This window comes from Roseovarius roseus, from assembly GCF_043355935.2.
In the GTDB taxonomy this organism is placed as follows: Bacteria; Pseudomonadota; Alphaproteobacteria; order Rhodobacterales; family Rhodobacteraceae; genus Roseovarius; species Roseovarius roseus.
In genome coordinates this window covers 22,136-39,859 of the sequence record NZ_JBHFPE020000014.1, presented here as the reverse complement: position 1 = coordinate 39,859, position 17,724 = coordinate 22,136, and the positions used below count along the sequence as shown (strand labels likewise).

15 protein-coding genes are annotated in these 17,724 nt (G+C 64.8%); 4 read left to right on the top strand and 11 right to left on the bottom strand.

Going from position 1 to position 17,724, the window contains the following annotated elements; translation table 11 throughout:
- Window positions 1–125: 125 nt before the first annotated feature.
- Window positions 126–1,379: an efflux RND transporter periplasmic adaptor subunit gene (locus tag ACEWPL_RS16320; protein WP_393929873.1), complete on the top strand. Its 1,254-nt coding sequence runs from the start codon at window positions 126–128 to the stop codon at window positions 1,377–1,379.
- The gene (locus ACEWPL_RS16315; RefSeq protein ID WP_393929875.1) at window positions 1,376–5,215 is read left to right on the top strand and encodes an efflux RND transporter permease subunit; all 3,840 of its coding nucleotides are present in this window, start codon (window positions 1,376–1,378) and stop codon (window positions 5,213–5,215) included. Before ACEWPL_RS16320 ends, ACEWPL_RS16315 begins: the two co-directional genes overlap by 4 nt.
- A gap of 26 nt (window positions 5,216–5,241) precedes the next feature.
- On the opposite strand, the gene ACEWPL_RS16310 is transcribed toward ACEWPL_RS16315, so the two are convergent.
- The 3 genes from ACEWPL_RS16310 to ACEWPL_RS16300 form a co-directional block, all read right to left on the bottom strand.
- Complete coding sequence (locus tag ACEWPL_RS16310; protein WP_393929877.1) at window positions 5,242–5,583, bottom strand: hypothetical protein; 342 nt, start codon at window positions 5,581–5,583, stop codon at window positions 5,242–5,244.
- Complete coding sequence (locus ACEWPL_RS16305) at window positions 5,583–7,400, bottom strand: ABCB family ABC transporter ATP-binding protein/permease (protein WP_393929879.1); 1,818 nt, start codon at window positions 7,398–7,400, stop codon at window positions 5,583–5,585. Before ACEWPL_RS16305 ends, ACEWPL_RS16310 begins: the two co-directional genes overlap by 1 nt.
- A 135-nt stretch (window positions 7,401–7,535) precedes the next feature.
- Window positions 7,536–8,990, bottom strand: coding sequence for a LysM peptidoglycan-binding domain-containing protein (locus ACEWPL_RS16300; RefSeq protein ID WP_393929881.1), 1,455 nt, complete (start codon window positions 8,988–8,990; stop codon window positions 7,536–7,538).
- A 151-nt stretch (window positions 8,991–9,141) separates the two neighbouring features.
- On the opposite strand from ACEWPL_RS16300, the gene ACEWPL_RS16295 reads away from it, so the two are divergent.
- Window positions 9,142–9,714 (top strand): LOG family protein, encoded by a 573-nt coding sequence (locus tag ACEWPL_RS16295; RefSeq protein ID WP_393929883.1) that lies wholly within the window; start codon window positions 9,142–9,144, stop codon window positions 9,712–9,714.
- On the opposite strand, the gene rarD is transcribed toward ACEWPL_RS16295, so the two are convergent.
- The 7 genes from rarD to ACEWPL_RS16260 form a co-directional block, all read right to left on the bottom strand.
- The gene (gene rarD, locus ACEWPL_RS16290) at window positions 9,633–10,550 is read right to left on the bottom strand and encodes an EamA family transporter RarD (RefSeq protein WP_393929885.1); all 918 of its coding nucleotides are present in this window, start codon (window positions 10,548–10,550) and stop codon (window positions 9,633–9,635) included. The two genes, ACEWPL_RS16295 and rarD, sit on opposite strands and share 82 nt — an antisense overlap.
- Before the next feature lie 103 nt (window positions 10,551–10,653).
- Complete coding sequence (locus ACEWPL_RS16285) at window positions 10,654–11,109, bottom strand: host attachment family protein (protein WP_393929887.1); 456 nt, start codon at window positions 11,107–11,109, stop codon at window positions 10,654–10,656.
- Entirely contained in the window at window positions 11,110–11,331 is a 222-nt protein-coding gene (locus ACEWPL_RS16280; protein ID WP_393929889.1) for a hypothetical protein, read from the bottom strand.
- A gap of 131 nt (window positions 11,332–11,462) precedes the next feature.
- Complete coding sequence (locus ACEWPL_RS16275) at window positions 11,463–12,062, bottom strand: superoxide dismutase (RefSeq protein ID WP_393929891.1); 600 nt, start codon at window positions 12,060–12,062, stop codon at window positions 11,463–11,465.
- A gap of 141 nt (window positions 12,063–12,203) precedes the next feature.
- A complete protein-coding gene (locus tag ACEWPL_RS16270; RefSeq protein WP_393929893.1) occupies window positions 12,204–12,782 on the bottom strand; it encodes a sarcosine oxidase subunit gamma in 579 nt (192 codons plus the stop codon).
- Window positions 12,775–15,789 carry a sarcosine oxidase subunit alpha family protein gene (locus tag ACEWPL_RS16265; protein WP_393929895.1) on the bottom strand — a complete coding sequence of 1,005 codons (3,015 nt, stop codon included), beginning with the start codon at window positions 15,787–15,789 and terminating at the stop codon, window positions 12,775–12,777. Before ACEWPL_RS16265 ends, ACEWPL_RS16270 begins: the two co-directional genes overlap by 8 nt.
- A 58-nt stretch (window positions 15,790–15,847) precedes the next feature.
- Complete coding sequence (locus ACEWPL_RS16260; protein ID WP_393929897.1) at window positions 15,848–16,177, bottom strand: sarcosine oxidase subunit delta; 330 nt, start codon at window positions 16,175–16,177, stop codon at window positions 15,848–15,850.
- Between the two features lie 50 nt (window positions 16,178–16,227).
- Between ACEWPL_RS16260 and ACEWPL_RS16255 the strand changes: the two genes are divergently transcribed.
- Entirely contained in the window at window positions 16,228–16,425 is a 198-nt protein-coding gene (locus ACEWPL_RS16255) for a hypothetical protein (RefSeq protein WP_393929899.1), read from the top strand.
- A gap of 11 nt (window positions 16,426–16,436) precedes the next feature.
- Here the strand turns inward: ACEWPL_RS16255 and ACEWPL_RS16250 are convergent, their stop codons facing one another.
- Window positions 16,437–17,681 (bottom strand): sarcosine oxidase subunit beta family protein, encoded by a 1,245-nt coding sequence (locus tag ACEWPL_RS16250; RefSeq protein WP_393929901.1) that lies wholly within the window; start codon window positions 17,679–17,681, stop codon window positions 16,437–16,439.
- Window positions 17,682–17,724: the final 43 nt, after the last annotated feature.

The window sequence follows — 17,724 nt, the reverse complement described above, 5'->3', positions numbered from 1 at the left end:
AGACATCTGAACCTGCGAGTTCAGCGTATGATTTTGCAACTCTGCCTCCGACCGCAGCGCAAACAGGACCATGACGCGGGGTGATTTATGCGCTAATAGCGCCGTGAGCGCCTGAGAGGACTGGCATGCGACTGTTTTCGATCCTTGCCGCAATTGTCGCGGCCCTGATGATATATGCCTTCGTGTTCGAGCGCGACTGGCTGATGACAACGCTTGCCCCGCAAGAGGACGGCGCGCAGAGCGCCGAGACGGCCCCCGCCCCGGAAGAGGCCGAGCCGAGCCCCGTCAGCGTCGTCGCCATCCACAGCCGCGCGCAGACCATCGACAGCGCCGTCATTCTGCGCGGCCAGACAGAAGCGCAAAGGCAGGTCGATGTGCGCGCCGAAACCTCAGGGCGCATCCTGTCCGAGCCGCTGCGCAAGGGGGCCTTCGTCGAGGCGGGGCAACTGTTGTGCCAGCTTGACCCCGGCACGCGCGATGCCGCGCTGGCCGAAGCCGAAGCCCGCCGCGCCGAGGCCGAGACCCGCATCCCCGAGGCCGAGGCAAGGCTGGCCGAGGCCGAAGCGCTGCTGGCCGAGGCCGAGATCAACGATACCGCCGCGTCGCGGCTGAGCGAGAGCGGATTTGCATCCGATACCCGCGTGGCCAGCACGCGTGCCGCGCTCAGTTCGGGCAAGGCCAGCGTTCAGGCGGCGAAATCCGGGCTGGATGCGGCCCGCACCGGAATTCAGGCCGCCGATGCCACCGTTGCCGCCGCCCGCCAGGAACTGGCCCGCCTTGAAATCGCGGCGCCCTTCGCGGGCCTGCTGGAGTCGGACACCGCCGAGCTGGGCAGCCTGCTACAGCCCGGATCGCTCTGTGCGACGGTCATTCAGCTGGACCCGATCAAGCTGACCGGCTTTGTGCCCGAAACCGAGGTGGACCGGATCGAGATCGGCGCCGACGCGGGCGCGCGGCTTGTCTCGGGGCGCGAGGTGGGCGGCAAGGTGACCTTCCTGTCGCGCTCGGCCGATCCCGAAACGCGCACCTTCCGCGTTGAGATCACCGTGCCCAACCCGGACCTGACCCTGCGCGACGGCCAGACGGCCGAGATCGCCATCACCTCGGACGGGACCGAGGCGCATCTGCTGCCGCAATCGGCGCTGACGCTGAACGATGCGGGCGTTCTGGGCGTGCGGACCGTGGCCGGGGGCGAGGCCGGTTTCGCGCCTGTCACGCTGATGCGCGACACGCCGGATGGCATCTGGGTCTCGGGCCTGCCGGAGGCGATGGACATCATCGTGATCGGGCAGGAATACGTGATCGAGGGCGTGCCGGTCGAGGCCAGCTATCAATCTGCCGCCGCCGCGGAAGGCGCGCAGTCGGAGGCGATCCAGTGACCGGCATCGTGGACTGGGCCGCGCAGCGCGCGCGGATGGTCCTTGCCTTCATCGCGCTCAGCCTGCTGGCGGGCGGCCTTGCCTATACCACCCTGCCCAAGGAGGGCGAGCCGGATATCGAGATCCCCGCGCTGTTCGTCTCGGTCCCCTTCCCCGGCATTTCCGCCGAGGATAGCGAAAAGCTGCTGGTCAAGGTCATGGAGACCGAGCTGAGCGATCTGGACGGGCTGAAGGACATGAGCGGCACCGCGGCCGAGAACTATGCCGGTGTCGCGCTGGAATTCGAATTCGGCTGGGACAAATCCGCCATCATGGCCGATGTGCGCGACGCGATGAGCGCGGCCGAGGCCAAATTCCCAGACGGGGCCGAGAAATATTCCCTGAACGAGATCAATTTCAGCGAATTTCCCATCATCATCGTCAACCTCACCGGCGACGTGCCCGAACGCACGATGGCGCAGGTGGCCGATGATCTGCAGGACAGGCTGGAATCGCTTGAGCCGATCCTCGAGGCCGGCATCGCGGGCAAGCGTGACGAGCTGGTCGAGGTGCTGATCGACCCGCTGCGCCTTGAATCCTACGATGTGACGGCGGGCGATCTGCTGAACGCGGTCAGCAATAACAACCTGCTGATCGCGGCGGGTGAAGTGCGCAGCGAGGGCGGCTCGTTCTCGGTCAAGATCCCGTCCTCTTTCGACGACACGCGCGATATCTACGCCCTGCCGGTCAAAGTGAACGGTAACCGTGTCGTGACGCTGGGTGATGTCGCGCGGATCAACCTGACCTTCGAGGATCGCCTTGGCACCGCCCGGTTCAACGCGCAGAACACCGTCGCGCTGCAGGTGGTCAAGCGCAAGGGCTTCAACATCATCGACACCGCCGAGCTGGTCCGCGATACCGTGGCCGAGGCGCGCAGCGGCTGGCCTGAGGGGCTGAAGGCCGCCGTCGAGGTGGGCACCTCGAACGATCAGTCGCGCACCGTGGCCTCGATGGTCAGCCAACTGGAAGGATCAGTGCTGACCGCCATCGCGCTGGTGATGATCGTGATGCTGGCGATCCTTGGCATCCGCCCGGCGCTCTTGGTCGGGTTTGCCATTCCCACATCATTTCTGCTCTGTTTTGCACTGATGGCAGTCATGGGCATTACAATTTCGAACATTGTCATGTTTGGTCTCATTCTGGCCGTCGGGATGCTGGTGGACGGTGCCATCGTCGTCGTCGAATATGCCGACCGCCGGATCGACGAAGGCTCGGGGCCGATGACGGCCTATGTCGAGGCGGCGAAACGGATGTTCTGGCCTGTCGTCAGCTCGACCGCGACCACGCTCTGCGCGTTCCTGCCCATGCTCTTCTGGCCGGGCGTGCCGGGGCAGTTCATGGGAATGCTGCCCGTCACGCTGATCTTCGTGCTCTCGGCCTCGCTGCTCGTCGCGTTGGTCTATCTGCCGGTGCTGGGCGGCGTCACTGGCCGGCTGGAGAACTGGGTCGCCGCGCGCCTTGATCAGATCGCAACCGGCTGGTGGGTTTGGCATGCGGCGCTCTTTCCGCTGGCGGCGCTGGCGGTGGGTGCGGCGGGGGCCGGCATACCCCCCCTGCTGGGCCTGATCCGGGGAATGTTCGGCGCGCTTGACATGAACGCGATCCTCGGCTCGGTCGTGCCGACACTGGCCGGGGCGTTCCTTGTGGCACTCGCCACCGGCGTTCTGGCGGCAATGGGCGTGGCCGGGGTGACGGCCATCCTTCTGGGCCTCATGGCGCTGTGGCGGCGCATCGCGAATGGTGCACGGTGGCTGGGACGCAGCATGACCCCCCGCGCATTCCGCCGGGCACCGCGCGCCGTGCGCTCGGGCCATCGGCGCAGCCCGTTCGGCTGGGTGATCCATGCCATCGTTGCCAATCCGGTGATGCCACTGGTCGCCTTCGGCACCATCTTCGTCATCGTCGGCACCACGCTGATCTTCTACATTCAGAACAACAACGGCACCGAATTCTTTGTGGAATCCGAGCCCGAGCAGGCCATCGTCTATGTCCGCGCGCGCGGCAACCTCTCGATCGAGCAGAAAGACGCTCTCGTCGGCCAGGTCGAGGATATCGTGCTGGCGCAGACGGGCGTGGCCTCGGCCTTTGCCTTTGCCGGGGATGGCGGGCTGAACAACAATACCGGCGGCGCGCAGCCGCCCTTGGACACGATCGGACAGGTCCAGTTCGAGACGACACCGTGGGACGAGCGCGGTACAATCACGCAGCCCTGGCTCTGGGGCCTGTGGGACCGCGAGAACAGCGATCCGGCGGTGGACGGCGACAAGGTCATCGAGGAGCTGACCGCCAAGCTGGCCCGCATCCCCGGAATCAAGACCGAGATCCTCGGCCAGACGGGCGGCCCGGCATCGGCCAAGCCGGTGCATCTGCGCCTCAAGGGCGACAACTGGCAGGATCTGCAGGCCGCTACGCGCCTCGCGCGCGAGAAATTCGAGGCGACACGCGGGCTCACGCTGATCGAGGATACGCTGCCCCTACCCGGCATTGATTGGCAAATCGACGTGGATGTCGAGAAGGCGGGCCGGTATGGCGCGGATGTGGCGACCGTGGGCGCGATGGTGCAGCTGGTCACGCGCGGCCTGATGCTGGGCGAGATGCGCGTGCCCTCCTCGGACGAGGAGATCGACATCCGCGTGCGCCTGCCCGAGGCCGACCGCGTGCTCAGCACGCTCGATACGCTCAAGGTCCGCACGAATGAGGGTCTGGTGCCGCTGTCCAACTTCATCACCCGTCAGCCGGTGCCCAAGCTGGCCCAGATCGACCGGATCGACCAGACGCGCTATTTCGACGTCAAGGCAGGGGTTGCCACGGGCCTCACGACGTCCCCCGCCGGCGGTGATGGCCGCACCGTGCCGATCACCGCGAACGAACGGATCGAGGGTCTGACAGACTGGCTGGAGTCGGGCGCCCTGCCCGCCTCGGTCAGCTATGAATGGACCGGAGATCAGGAGGATCAGGAGGAATCCGGCGCCTTCCTGATGAAGGCCTTCGCGGGGGCGCTTGGCCTCATGTTCATCATCCTCTTGGCGCAGTTCAACAGCGTCTATAACGCGGTTCTGGTCCTTCTGGCGGTGGTGCTCAGCACCACCGGCGTTCTGATCGGGATGCTGGTCATGGGGCAGACCTTCTCGATCATCATGACCGGCACGGGCATTGTCGCGCTGGCGGGGATCGTGGTGAACAACAACATCGTTCTCATTGATACCTATCAGGAGTTTAGCCGTTATATGCCCCGGATTGAGGCGATCACGCGCACGGCAGAGGCACGGATCAGGCCGGTTCTTCTGACGACGATCACCACGATGGCGGGCCTCGCGCCGATGATGTTCGGCCTCAGCCTCGATTTTGCGAATGGCGGCTACAGCTTTGACAGCCCCACCGCGCTATGGTGGAAGCAGTTGGCGACGGCGGTGGTCTTTGGCCTTGGCATCGCCACCGTGCTGACGCTGATCTTCACCCCCTCCATGCTGGCATTGCGGGTCTGGCTGGGCACCTATGCGGGCTGGCTGGCGCGCGCGCTCGCCGCAATGTCCATGGGCCGGGCCAGCCGCGCGGCGCAAGACTGGTCGCTGCAACGCGCGGCGCGCCGTGTTCGCGCTCCCGAAATCATCTGGGAGGATGGCGGCGCCGATGAGACACCGAATGATGCGTCCGATGACAGCTATATGGAGACCGCGGCGAGCGACCTCAGTCTTGACGATCTAAAGCGTATCATCACCGTGCGCGAGGACCACGCCGACGGCGTTGCCGAAGGGGACGCCCCCCATCCCGAGAAGCCGCTGCGCGCGGCTGAATAGCGTCCTGTGGAGCTGCAAGTCATAGCCTAGCTTCCGCTCTGGCGGTCCTCTTCGCTCAGCGCGTTCCACCAAGCTGCGTAGCTGGAATTTTTGGGGTGAAACCCGCCCTCATCCGGTGCGCCATCGCTCCACCAGACGGGTCCCCGCTCGCCCAAAGCACGCTTGGCCGCATCCACGCCCGCGTGCGCCTGCGCCTCGGCGGCGGAATCGGCTCCGGCCGTCTGCACGGCCCGGCGCGCCTTCATCAGCGCCTTGACGGCGGCGCGCCGCTCGCTGTCGCCAAGGGACGGATCGGTGCAGCGCCAGAGCCGCCCGCGCGAGACGAAATAGCGCCCGTCCGGCGTATGCGGGTAGCCCTTTTGGGGCATCAGGCGGCCTCGTCCGATTGCTGACGCTGCCACAGGCCAGCATAGCGCCCGTCCCGAGCCAAAAGGTCCGAATGGCTGCCCTGCTCGACAATGCGGCCATCGTCCAGCACGACGATCCGGTCGGCATCCGCTACTGTGCTGAGACGGTGCGCGATGATCAGAACGGTGCGCCCCTGCCCTGCGCGGGCCAGCGCGCCCTGAATGTCGCGTTCGGTCGCCGTATCCAGCGCGCTGGTCGCCTCATCCAGCAGCAGGATGGGCGGATCCTTGAGCAGCGTGCGTGCAATGCCGACGCGCTGCTTTTCCCCGCCCGACAGTTTCAGCCCCCGCTCGCCCACGGTGGTGTCATAGCCATCGGGCAGCGAGGAGATGAAATCATGGATCGACGCCGCCTTGGCCGCTGCAATCACCTCGTCCTGCGTGGCGCCGCCGCGCCCATAGGCGATGTTGTAGCCGATGGTATCGTTGAAAAGGACCGTGTCCTGCGGCACCACGCCAATGGCGTCATGGAGGCTCTGCTGGGTCACGCCGCGAATATCCTGCCCATCGATGCAGAGCGCGCCCGCGCTGACATCGTAGAAGCGAAAGAGCAGCCGCCCGATGGTGGATTTGCCCGAGCCGGTGGGTCCGACGATGGCGACTGTCTGGCCCGGCTCGGCGGTCAGGGTGATGCCCTTGAGGATCTCGCGCTCGGGGTCATAGCCGAAATGCACGTCGCGCAGCTCGATCTTGCCGCCATTCACATCCAGCGGGGCGGCATCCGACTTGTCCGTCACATCCGGCGCCTGATCCAGCAGGCCAAACATCTCGCCCATGTCCACCAGCGCCTGCCGGATCTCGCGGTAGACGGTGCCGAGGAAATTCAGCGGCATGGTGATCTGGATCATGTAGGCGTTTACCATGACGAAATCGCCCACGGTCAGGCTGCCGTTCTGCACGCCGATCGCGGCCATGACCATGACGATAACGAGGCCGGAGGTGATAAGCAGCGACTGACCGAAATTCAGGAAGGACAGCGAATAGGAGGTGCGGATCGCCGCGCGCTCGTATCCCTCCATGGCGACGTCATAGCGGCTCGCCTCGCGATCCTCGGCGCCGAAATACTTGACCGTCTCGTAGTTGAGCAGGCTGTCGATGGCTTTTTGGTTGGCGTCGGTATCGCTCTCGTTCATCTGACGGCGCAGTTTCACGCGCCATTCGGTCACCTTGAAGGTGAAGGCGACGTAAAGCGTGATGACGACCACGACGACGAAGAGATACCAGAAATCGAAGGCAGCCCAGAGGACGATGCCGACGAGAAAGAGTTCCAGAATGAGCGGGAAGATCGAGAAGATCAGGAAGCGCAGGAGGAAGTCTACGCCTTTAACGCCCCGCTCAATGATGCGGCTGAGCCCGCCGGTCTTGCGCGTGATGTGATAGCGCATCGACATGCGGTGAATATGCCGGAACGTGCGCAGCGCCACCTTGCGCAGCGCCCGCTGGCCGACGGGCGCGAAAAGCGCATCGCGCAGCTGTTGCAGGCCGGTGTTCATCAGGCGCGCCATGCCATAGGCCACCGTCAGTCCGATCGCGCCCGCGCCCAGCGTCCAGGCGGCATCTGCCGTCCCCTCGCCCGAGAGCGTATCGACCGCCGCCTTGTAGAAGAACGGCGTGGCCACCGCGATCAGTTTGGCCGCGACCAGTGCAACCAGCGCCAGGATCACCCGCCGCTTGACCCAGCCGCCGCCCTCCTTGGGCCAGATATAGGGCGCGACGCGGATGATGGTCGCCCAGCCGGAGGCGGAGGTCTGGCTGTCAGGCTGTGATGTCTGGCGCATGAAGGCCCCTTGCAAATGGCGAGGCGCTATATCTAGGCCGGGTCAGGCCGGATATCCAGTCAGGACGCGCAGGCAGCTGGCCGCAATGCACGGATTGCAACGGTGAGATCGAGTATTTCCGAAATGTTGAAGCGCTTACTGCGGCAGGGTGAAGACCTGGCCCGGATAGATCAGATCGGGGTCGCGAATACGGTCGGCATTGGCCTCGAAAACGCGCACGTAGAGGATGCCTTCGCCGTAAGTTTCGCGCGAAATGGCCCAGAGCGTATTGCCCGGCTGCACCGTGACCGCGCGCACGGGCGGCTCGGCGGATGTGGTGCCGGGCGCTGGGGTAGTCGGTGGCTCGGACGGCGGGTCGAGGGGGTCGGCGGTGCCGGCGGGCGCCGTGTCAGCGGTCTGGTCCTGCAGCTGCGCCAGCAGGGCGCGGTCCTCGCGTTTGAACGGCGTCTCGACGCGACTGGTGACAGAGCCCTCGGGGCTGACCTCGTCGATGCGCAGGGTGTAAACGCCGGTATCGACCTGCGGGAGTTGCATGCGCCAGGTGCCGGCCTCGCTGATGCGGGAGGTCGTGATCGGAGTATTGTCCAGATAGACGCGCACGAACCCGGTGCCAACCGCGCGGCCCGAAAGCTCTACCTCGCCCGCACTGGAATAGCTGATCGCATCCAGCGCGACGCTGGACATGACCTGAGGCACGGAAGCCAGGGTACCGGGCGATTGCAGGACGCGCACGCCGCTGGCATCGGACATGAGGACGGTGGGGATCGCAGCGACGCTCTCTTCGACCGGCTGAGGCGCGGTGGGCTCTGCCGCGACCTGCCCGGTCTCGGGGGCGGGGCCGGACGCAATTTCATCGGCTCCAGCGGGAAGCGGCGCTGCGGGGGCAGAGGCGCCAAGCTCGGGGGTGTCGCGGGTCAGCAGGCTTGCCTCGGCGGCGTCTGTCGCCGCGGACTCGGCGCTGAACTCCGCGCTTTGCGGCGCGACAGGGGCGGCCTTGCGCGGAACCGTCTCAGCCGCGCTCTGCGCCGCCATGGCGATATCCGGCTGGGGCGCGGTTTGCGGCGCGGGTGCGATGATGATCTCGGTCTCGCCCGTGATTGGAGCACCGCCCTCGGGGCCCATCATGCGCAGCGACAACACCTGGGGTGCGGCACTGCGCGGCACGTCCACGAACTGCGCAAAAGCGCCATCAGCGCCAGGCCGGGCTGTGGCGAGAGGCGCCCCGTCGAGCAGCAGCGCGACCTCCCAGCCGGGAGCGGCGCGGCCCGCGACAAGGGCGCTACCGTCAGGTTCGAGCCGGAAGACGTCGATGCGGGGCGCGGCGGGCGCATCGGGAGTGGATTTCGCCGGGTCGGCATCGGTTGTCTGAAGGTCGGTGGCCTCAGTCGATGACGGCGCCTCCAGCTGGGGTTTTCCGGCTCTGCCCGCAGGCTCAGGCGCAACTTCCTCCGCGCGCGTCTGCGGCGGGGCGGCATCCTTGCCCCGCTGGTTGAATACGCTCAGAAAGAGCGCGGCGATCGCCAAGGCCACCAGCGCCCCGGCACCGGCACCGAGCCAGACGGCAGAGCGTTTGCTTGCAGCGATGCTCATCCCCGGACCTCTTTCAAACGCACGGTCGTCCCCTTTCCACCCGGCATCTGACGCGCCGATATGGCCCGAGCACGGCAGCGCGCGGGTTGTCCGAGCGTAGCAACATGGGTAACACCCGTCAAAACTCTCCTGCACGAAAGGTCTTCCTGCCATGACCAGCCTGTCAATCTGTGTCTTTTGCGGCGCACGCGAAGGCGCGCGCCCGTCCTATGCCGCCGCGGCCGAAGCCATGGGCGCGGGTATCGCGCAGGCGGGCTGGCGATTGGTCTATGGGGCGGGCGATGTCGGGCTGATGGGACGCTGCGCACGCGCGGCGCTGGCCGAGGGGGGCGATCTGCTTGGCGTGATCCCGCAGCATCTGGTCGGGCTGGAGGTCAAGGCCGACATGGCGGGCACCCGCGTGGTGACCGAGACGATGCACGAGCGCAAGAAGGTGATGTTCATGAACTGCGACGCCATCGCGCTGCTGCCGGGCGGGGGCGGATCGCTGGACGAGCTTTTCGAGGTGCTGACATGGCGGCAGCTGGGCCTGCATGACAAGCCGGTCGTGCTGATCGACGTGGACGGATATTGGCAGCCGCTCATTGCGCTGCTGGAGCATGTGGTGAGCGAAGGTTTTGCCGGGGACGATTTGGCTGGCGGCTATGTCGCCGTGCCGGACGTGCCAGCCGCCCTTGCCGCCCTGCGCGCGGCCCTGCCCCGGCGCAAGGACGTTGCGGTATAGATCGCCAGCGCGGTCCAGATCAGGGCGAATGCAATGGCGTGCCAAAGGGTGAAAACCTCGCGGAAGATCAACGTCGCGACGAGGAACTGCAAAGTCGGGTTGAGGTATTGCACGAGCCCGATCGTGGCCAGGGACACCCGCCGCGTGGCGTAGGAAAAGAGGATCAGCGGGATCGATGTAATGATCCCGGCCACCACAAGCATCAGGGTGGTGACCACATCCGAGCCAAAATGACCGCCCCCTTGGGTGTGGGTAAAGACCAGGAAGGCCGCAGCGAAGGGCGAAAGCAGCGTGACCTCGGCGGTCACCGACACGACCGGGCCGGTCGTCAGGCTTTTCTTGACCACGCCATAGGCGGCGAAGGAAAAGGCCAGTATCAGCGCGACCCATGGCGCCACCTGCAATCCGACCGACAGGATGATCACAGCAACCGTCGCCATCCCGACTGAAATCATCTGGGGACGGTTCAGCTTCTCACGGTAGAAAGCTGCCCCGGCAAGGACGGCGGTGAGCGGGAAGATGTAGTAGCCCATCGACGCTTCGGTCGCATACCCAAAGAGGATGGACGAGATGAAGACGAACCAGTTGATGGAAATCATCAGCGCCGCAAGGGCTACGATCCCGAAAGTGCGCAGCGTGCCGATGGCCTGCGGCAAAGCGCGCAACCGGCCTTGAATTGTCAGGACAATGAGAAAGAAGAGGAACGCCCAGAGCGTACGGTGCGCCAAGATCTCCAGTGGCGGCACATGGTCCAGCAGCTTGTAGTAGATCCCCGAAAGGCCCCAGACCGAACAGGCGCCGATCATCGCAAGGACGCCCTTGGTTTCGTCATTCATGTCGCAAGCCTTCCCAGCGCCGCCTCGCCTTCGTCCTTAGACGAGCGCGAGGGGCCTGGGAAGGGCCCAGAGATGCCGGGCGGCGCAGGCTTGTGCCCTCCGCCTACATTGCGGCGAGGTCGTCCTTGATCATCTTTTCGACCTTGTCGAGCGGATGGTTCGTCAGATCCTTGTCGATCTCGGCGATGACCTTGTTCGTGACCTCCTGATGCAACTCCTGGCGGAGCGCTCCGAGGGTCTTGGATGCCGCCACGATGACGATGTGATCGAACTTGCCCTTATGCGCCTGCTTGTAGAGACGATCGGCCAGATCCGAGGCAAAACGCTCTTTGGCCAGCTCGTGCCAGTCGGTGTCGTCGAAGGCGGATTTGGGGCTGGGACCCCCTCCGGTCATCCGGCCGGGGCGGTTTGCGGATTGCTCGATATCCTTGGGATTGTCCTGCTCGTCGATGCGCACGACGTTGAGGTCAGGGGCCTCGGCATCGCCGTCATTACGCAGGAAAAGCGCCTTTTCCCCGTCGCAGATCAGCACCCATGTGCCTGGTTTCAGTTCGGCCATTTACGTGTCCTCCTCGGGGGCATGTCCGGTTTCGCGGCTGTCCTGCCCGGTGACGCGGGTCACGCCGGCGGGCTTTTCCTTGGCACGCTTTTCCTCGTCGCGGGTGGCGACGCGGCGCTCGATATCGCCGCCTTGGCGGCCTTTCTGGTCGATATCGGCGGCTTCGCCGATGATCTCCTCGGTTTCGCGGGTTCCATCCTTGGAGCGATGACGCTCTGCCATGGTATCCTCCTTTCGCGTTGAAATCTTCAAGGAAAACGGCGGGGCGCGGGCGCCGGTTCCGCAACAATGACGAAAAAGCCCCCGGCGGAGCGATCCACCGGGGGCTGACTGATTTCGCGAGATTGCCGGGATTACATGCGGCTTGCGACGTTTTCCCAGTTCACCAGCTTGTTCAGGAAGTTCTCCAGATAGGCCGGACGCTTGTTGCGGAAGTCGATGTAGTAGGAATGCTCCCACACGTCACAACCCAGCAGCGCGGTCTGACCGAAGCAGACAGGATTCACGCCGTTCTCGGTGTTCGTCACCTTGAGGCTGCCATCGGTATCCTTGACCAGCCACGCCCAACCCGAGCCGAACTGACCGCCACCCGCAGCGGAAAATTCCTTCTTGAAGTCATCGACGCTGCCGAAGCTGTCCTTCAGCGCCTTCTCGACCTCCGAGGGCATCTTGCTGTCGCCGGGGCTCATCATTTCCCAGAACTGGTTGTGGTTCCACAGCTGGCTGATGTTGTTGAAGATCCCGGATTGCGCCACGGCATTCTTGTCGTAGGTGCCCTTGATGATCTCTTCGAGGGTCTTGCCCTCCCACTTGGTGCCCGAAATCGCCTTGTTGCCATTGTCGACATAGGCCTTGTGGTGGATGTCGTGGTGGTATTCCAGCGTCTCGCGGCTCATGCCGTTATCGGCCAGCGCGTCGTGCGAATAAGGAAGATCGGGAAGTTGGAATGTCATGGGTCTGCCCCCTTTAAGTGGAAAATCAATACGGCCCCTAGATGGTAGCCTTGGAGGGAGAACGTCAAGGGCGCGGCACGAGTTCCGCGCCGCGCCCCATCAGATAACTGCCCCGGCGCAAAGGCGCTGGAGGGCGGTGCATCACTTGGCGAAATAGCGCACTTCACTGCCCGGCGCCGCCGCACCCTTTAGCAGGTCCAGCACATACTGCGCGACCGAGCGGAAGCAGACAACGCGCGCCTCGCCCGTCTCCGCCATCCAGACGGCGGCCGGCACCTGCGCCATGCGCGAGCGGCGGAACTGGCCGAGCTTGAAGGCATCAACACTGAAATCCACCGGCATCAGCTTGGCCAGCGCCTCGCGCACCAGCGCATCCTCGCCAGTGATGCCGAACATGCAGCGCGCGTCCGACACATCGACCGCCAGGTGATGCACGCCGGCCAGGCTGGATGCGATCTCGTCCAGCTTGGTTTTGACCTGCGCATAGGGCACCAGGATCAGCAATTCATCAGGCGACATCCAGGCGGTATGTCCCCCATCGCTGACATTGATCTGGCCCGCGCCGGGCATCTCGCCCCCGACCGCGCCGAATACGCCCTTTTTCAACTTAGACGCGGATAGATCGCCGCGCAGGGTGATCATGCCTTGCAAGCCCATGTCGCGGATCTGGACGAAGCCCGGCGCGCTGGCGCCATTCAAGGCGCTGACTGAGTTAGACATTCTGCTTCTCCCCGTCTTTATCGAAGAAGACCGGATCGACGATCTTCGCCCGCATGACCGTGCCATCGACGCGCGGGAATTCCAGCACCTCGCCCATCCGGTCCGGCCCATTCAGCACGAGGCCCATGGCGATCCCCCGGTTCAGCGTGGGCGAATGGTAGGTCGAGGTGACCCGCCCCTGCGTGTCGCGCTGGCCATTCTCGTTGGTGCCCTCGGCCGTGGCATAGGCGCCATCGGGCAGGACCTTTCCATCGACCGTCTCAAGGCCGACCAGCTTCCAGCGCTTGGGATCAGTCATATGGCTGCGTGCCTGCGCGCGCTTGCCGATATAGTCGTCCTTCTTCTTGGATATGGCCCAGTCGAGACCCAGATCCTGCGGAATGACCGTGCCATCGGTTTCGTCCCCGATCATGATGAAGCCCTTTTCGGCCCGCATGATATGCAGGGCCTCGGTGCCGTAGGGCGTAATGTTCGCCGGCTGCCCCGCCGCCATCAGCGCATCCCAGAGCGCGCGGCCCTCGGACGCCTTGACCGCGATCTCGTAGCTGAGTTCCCCCGAGAAGGAGATGCGGTAGACCCGCGCCGCGATCCCGGCCAGCGTGATGTCGGCCCATGCCATGAAGGGCAGCGCCTCCGCGCTGATATCGTCACCGGTCAGCTTCCCCAGCGTTTCGCGGGCGCGGGGGCCGACGACGGCGATCTGAGCATATTCCTCGGTCAGGTTGGCGACATAGACGTTCCAGTCCCACCATTCGGTCTGGAGCCATTCCTCCATATGGCCGTGGATCGATTCCGCACCGCCCGTGGTGGTGTGGCAGAGGAACGTGTCCTCACCCACGCGCGCGACCACACCGTCATCCATCAAAAACCCGTTCTCGTTGCACATCAGCCCATAGCGGCAACGGCCCACCTTCAGCGTGCTCATCATGTTGGTGTAGAGCATGTCGAGGAAACGGCCCGCATCCGGCCCCTTGACCAGCAGCTTGCCCAGCGTCGAGGCGTCCAGAATGCCAAGGCTGGCGCGGGTGTTCCGGACCTCGCGGGCGACGGCGTCCTCGATGCTCTCGCCCGGCCTCTGGTAGGTGTAGGGGCGGCGCCACTGGCCGACAGGCTCCCAGTAGGCGCCGTTCTCGGCGTGCCAGTCATAGATCGGCGTGCGCCGGATCGGCTGAAACCGCTCGTCGCGCGCCTCGCCCGCGATGGAGGCCATCGAGATGGGCGTATAGGGCGGGCGGAACGTGGTCGTGCCGGTCTGCGGAATGGGTTGACCCAAAGCATCAGAAAGAATGGCGAGCCCGTTGATATTGCTCAGCTTCCCCTGATCGGTCGCCATGCCCAGCGTGGTATAGCGCTTGGCGTGCTCGACGCTCTCGAAGCCTTCCTGCGCGGCCAGCTGGACGTCCGACACCTTGACGTCATTCTGGTAGTCCAGCCACGCCTTCTGCCGCTTCTTGACCCCCGCGCCTTGCGGCATCATCCAGACGGGCGCCATCTGCGCCTCGTCCTCCGTCTCGGCCTCGGGTGCCTGGGGCGCGTCGCCCTTGTGGCCCGCCGCACCTGCGGAGTTGGTGCCCGCAGCGGAGGCGTCGGTCAGAATATCGGCCAGCGTATAGGCGCCATTTGCAGCACCGGCGGGTGTGACGAACGCCTCGCCCGACGCGCCGGTCGGCGCCTTGTCCGCATCGGGGCGGAAGGCCGCCTGCGCCTCGTCCCAGATCAGCTTGCCACCGCAATGGGACCAAAGATGCACCACCGGCGACCAGCCGCCCGACATGGCGACCGCATCGCAGGCGACCTCTTCCAGCACCGCGCCCTCGCCCGCCTGGCTGCAGACGCCGACGCCGGTCACGCGCTTGCCGCCCTGCACGGAGGAGATGCCGTGGCCCATCAGCACACGAATGCCCATGGATTTCGCTTTGGCCATCAACGGGCTGTCCTGCGCGGTGACGCGCGCATCAAGGATCACCGGCACGTCGAGGCCGTTTTCCTTGAGCGTGATCGCAGTGCGGTAGGCATCGTCGTTATTGGTAACAACCACGGTGCGGTCGCCAACCGACACGCCGTAATCAACGACATAGTCGCGGACCGCCGAGGCCAGCATCACGCCGGGAATGTCATTGCCCGCAAAGCTGAGCGGCCGCTCGATCGCGCCCGTGGCTGTCACGATCTGCGCGGAGCGGATGCGCCACAGGCGATGGCGAGGACCCTGCGCCTTGGGATTGTGGTCGTTCACGCGCTCGTAGCCGAGCACATAGCCGTGATCATAAACCCCGGCGCCCATGGTGCGGCTGCGCATTGTGACATTCTTCATCGCGGAGAGTTCGACGACGAGGCTGTCGATATGGTCACCCACCGGCTTGCCATCCACGGTGCCGCCATCGACGGGCGCGCGCCCGCCCCAATGGGCCGTCTGTTCCAGCACCATCACCTTGGCGCCCGTGGCCGCCGCTGCACGGGCCGCCTGCAGGCCCGCGATGCCCCCGCCGATCACAAGCACATCGCAGAAGGCATAGAAATGCTCGTATGTGTCGTTGTCGCGCTGGTTTGGCGCCGCGCCGAGGCCCGCGGATTTGCGAATGATCGGCTCGTAGACATGCTTCCAGAACGAGCGCGGATGCTTGAACGTCTTGTAGTAAAAGCCCGCGGGCAGGAAGCGGCTGAGCTTGGTATTGATCGCGCCCACGTCGAATTCGAGCGAAGGCCAATGGTTCTGCGAGGTGCAGGTCAGCCCGTCATATAGCTCCGTCGTGGTGACGCGCTGGTTCGGCTCGAAGCTGGCCCCCTCGCCCATGCCGACAAGGCCGTTCGGCTCTTCGGCGCCGCTTGCCACCACGCCGCGTGGGCGGTGATACTTGAAGGAGCGGCCGATCAGCATCTGGTCATTGGCCAGCAGCGCCGAGGCGATGGTGTCGCCAGCATAGCCCTTCAGGCGCTTGCCGTTGAAGGTGAAATCCATTCGGCGCGCCTTGTCCAGTAGGCGGCCGCCATTTGCCAGACGTGTGCTCATGCCCGTCCCTCCGCGCGTTCAGTCAGCGTCGATTGAGTATTTGTACCAAGATGAAGGATCATGCGAACTCCCTCCACGACCAGCCCGGGCGCTTGGCGGTGATGGCGTCCTTGATCTCTTGCGGCGGCTCGGTCGTTTGCGCCTTGTAGGTGCCGTAGACCTCCAGCGTCACGGTATCACGCGCTGCATGAAACCACTTGCCGCAGCCATTGTTGTGGCGCCAGCGCTCGAGATGGACGCCCTTGGGGTTCACCTTGGAGAAGAGGTAGTCGTGAAAATCGGCGTCCGACGAGCCGGGGCCGAAACGCTTGAGATGCGCCTCGCCGCCACCGTGAAATTCGGTTTCCTCGCCGGTCACGCCGCAGCAGGGGCAGGTCAGGATCAGCATGTGCGGAACTCCTTGTTGATTGAACGCGCGTCGGCGGCCATAATCCACGCATGGATATTTTGATCGGCATTTGCACTGTTATGGGAACGATCATCGCTATCGCGCTGCTTGTGTTTGCGGTGTTCCGCCATGAGATTCGCAAAGAAGACCTTCAGAAACCGCATCGCAGAAGCCTGCACGACACGGCCTACGGCAAGGACGAGGCCGTGACCGGGCCTGCGACGGATGCCGCCTTCGGGTCTGATTGACGTAAAGCGCATCAATGCGCCACCCCTGCCGCGACGCTCTCGTCGATGAAGCGGCCCTCGTGGAAGCGATTGAGGCCAAACGCATCCGTGAGCGGCGAGTGGCCCTTGGCCATCAGTTCGGCAAAGCCCCAGCCCGAGCCGGGGATCGCCTTGAAGCCGCCGGTGCCCCAGCCGCAATTGACGAAAATGCCGTCGACCGGCGTTTTCGAGAGGATCGGCGAGCGGTCTCCTGTCACGTCCACGATGCCGCCCCATTGCCGCAGCATCTTGAGCCGCGCGATCATCGGGAAGGTTTCGACCAGGGCGCGCACCGTTTCTTCGATATGGTGGAACGCGCCGCGCTGAGTGTAGTTGTTGTAGCCATCTGTGCCGCCGCCAATGACCATTTCGCCTTTGTCAGACTGGCTCATGTAGCCATGCACCGTGTTGGCCATCACGACCACGTCCATGCAGGGCTTGATCGGCTCGCTGACCAGCGCCTGGAGCGACACGCTTTCGATCGGCAGGCGGAAACCGGCCATGTCGGCCAGATGACCCGAATGGCCTGCGACGACCATGCCCAGCTTGTCACAGCCGATGGTGCCGCGATTAGTGTTGACGCCCGTCACCTTGCCATCCGACTGCTCGATGCCGGTCACTTCGCATTTCTGAATGATGTGCATGCCCATATCCGAGCAGGCGCGCGCATAGCCCCAGGCCACCGCATCATGCCGCGCGGTGCCGCCCCGTGCCTGCCAGAGCGCGCCCAGCACGGGGTAGCGCGGGCCGTCGATATTGATGATCGGGACCAGCTGCTTGACGCGCTGGGGGCCGATGAACTCGGTCTTGACGCCTTGCAGCGCGTTGGCATGGGCCGTGCGCTCGTAGCCGCGCACCTCGTGCTGGGTCTGGGCCAGCATCATGCAGCCGCGCGGGCTGAACATGACGTTGTAGTTGAGATCCTGGCTCATCGTCTCGTAGAGCGAGCGGGATTTCTCGTAGATCGCGGCCGAGGGATCCTGAAGGTAGTTCGACCGGATAATCGTCGTGTTGCGGCCCGTATTGCCGCCCCCGAGCCAGCCCTTTTCCAGGACCGCCACGTTGGTGATGCCGAAATTCTTGCCAAGGTAATAGGCGGTGGCAAGGCCATGACCGCCCGCGCCGATGATGATGACATCGTATTTCTTCTTCGGCTCGGGCGAGGCCCAGGCGCGCTCCCACCCGGTGTGGTTGCGAAACGCCTCTCGGGCGACGGCAAAGGCGGAATAGCGTTTCATGCGCGGTCTCACTCTGGTCATGGATTCGCGGGGATGCGCGGGA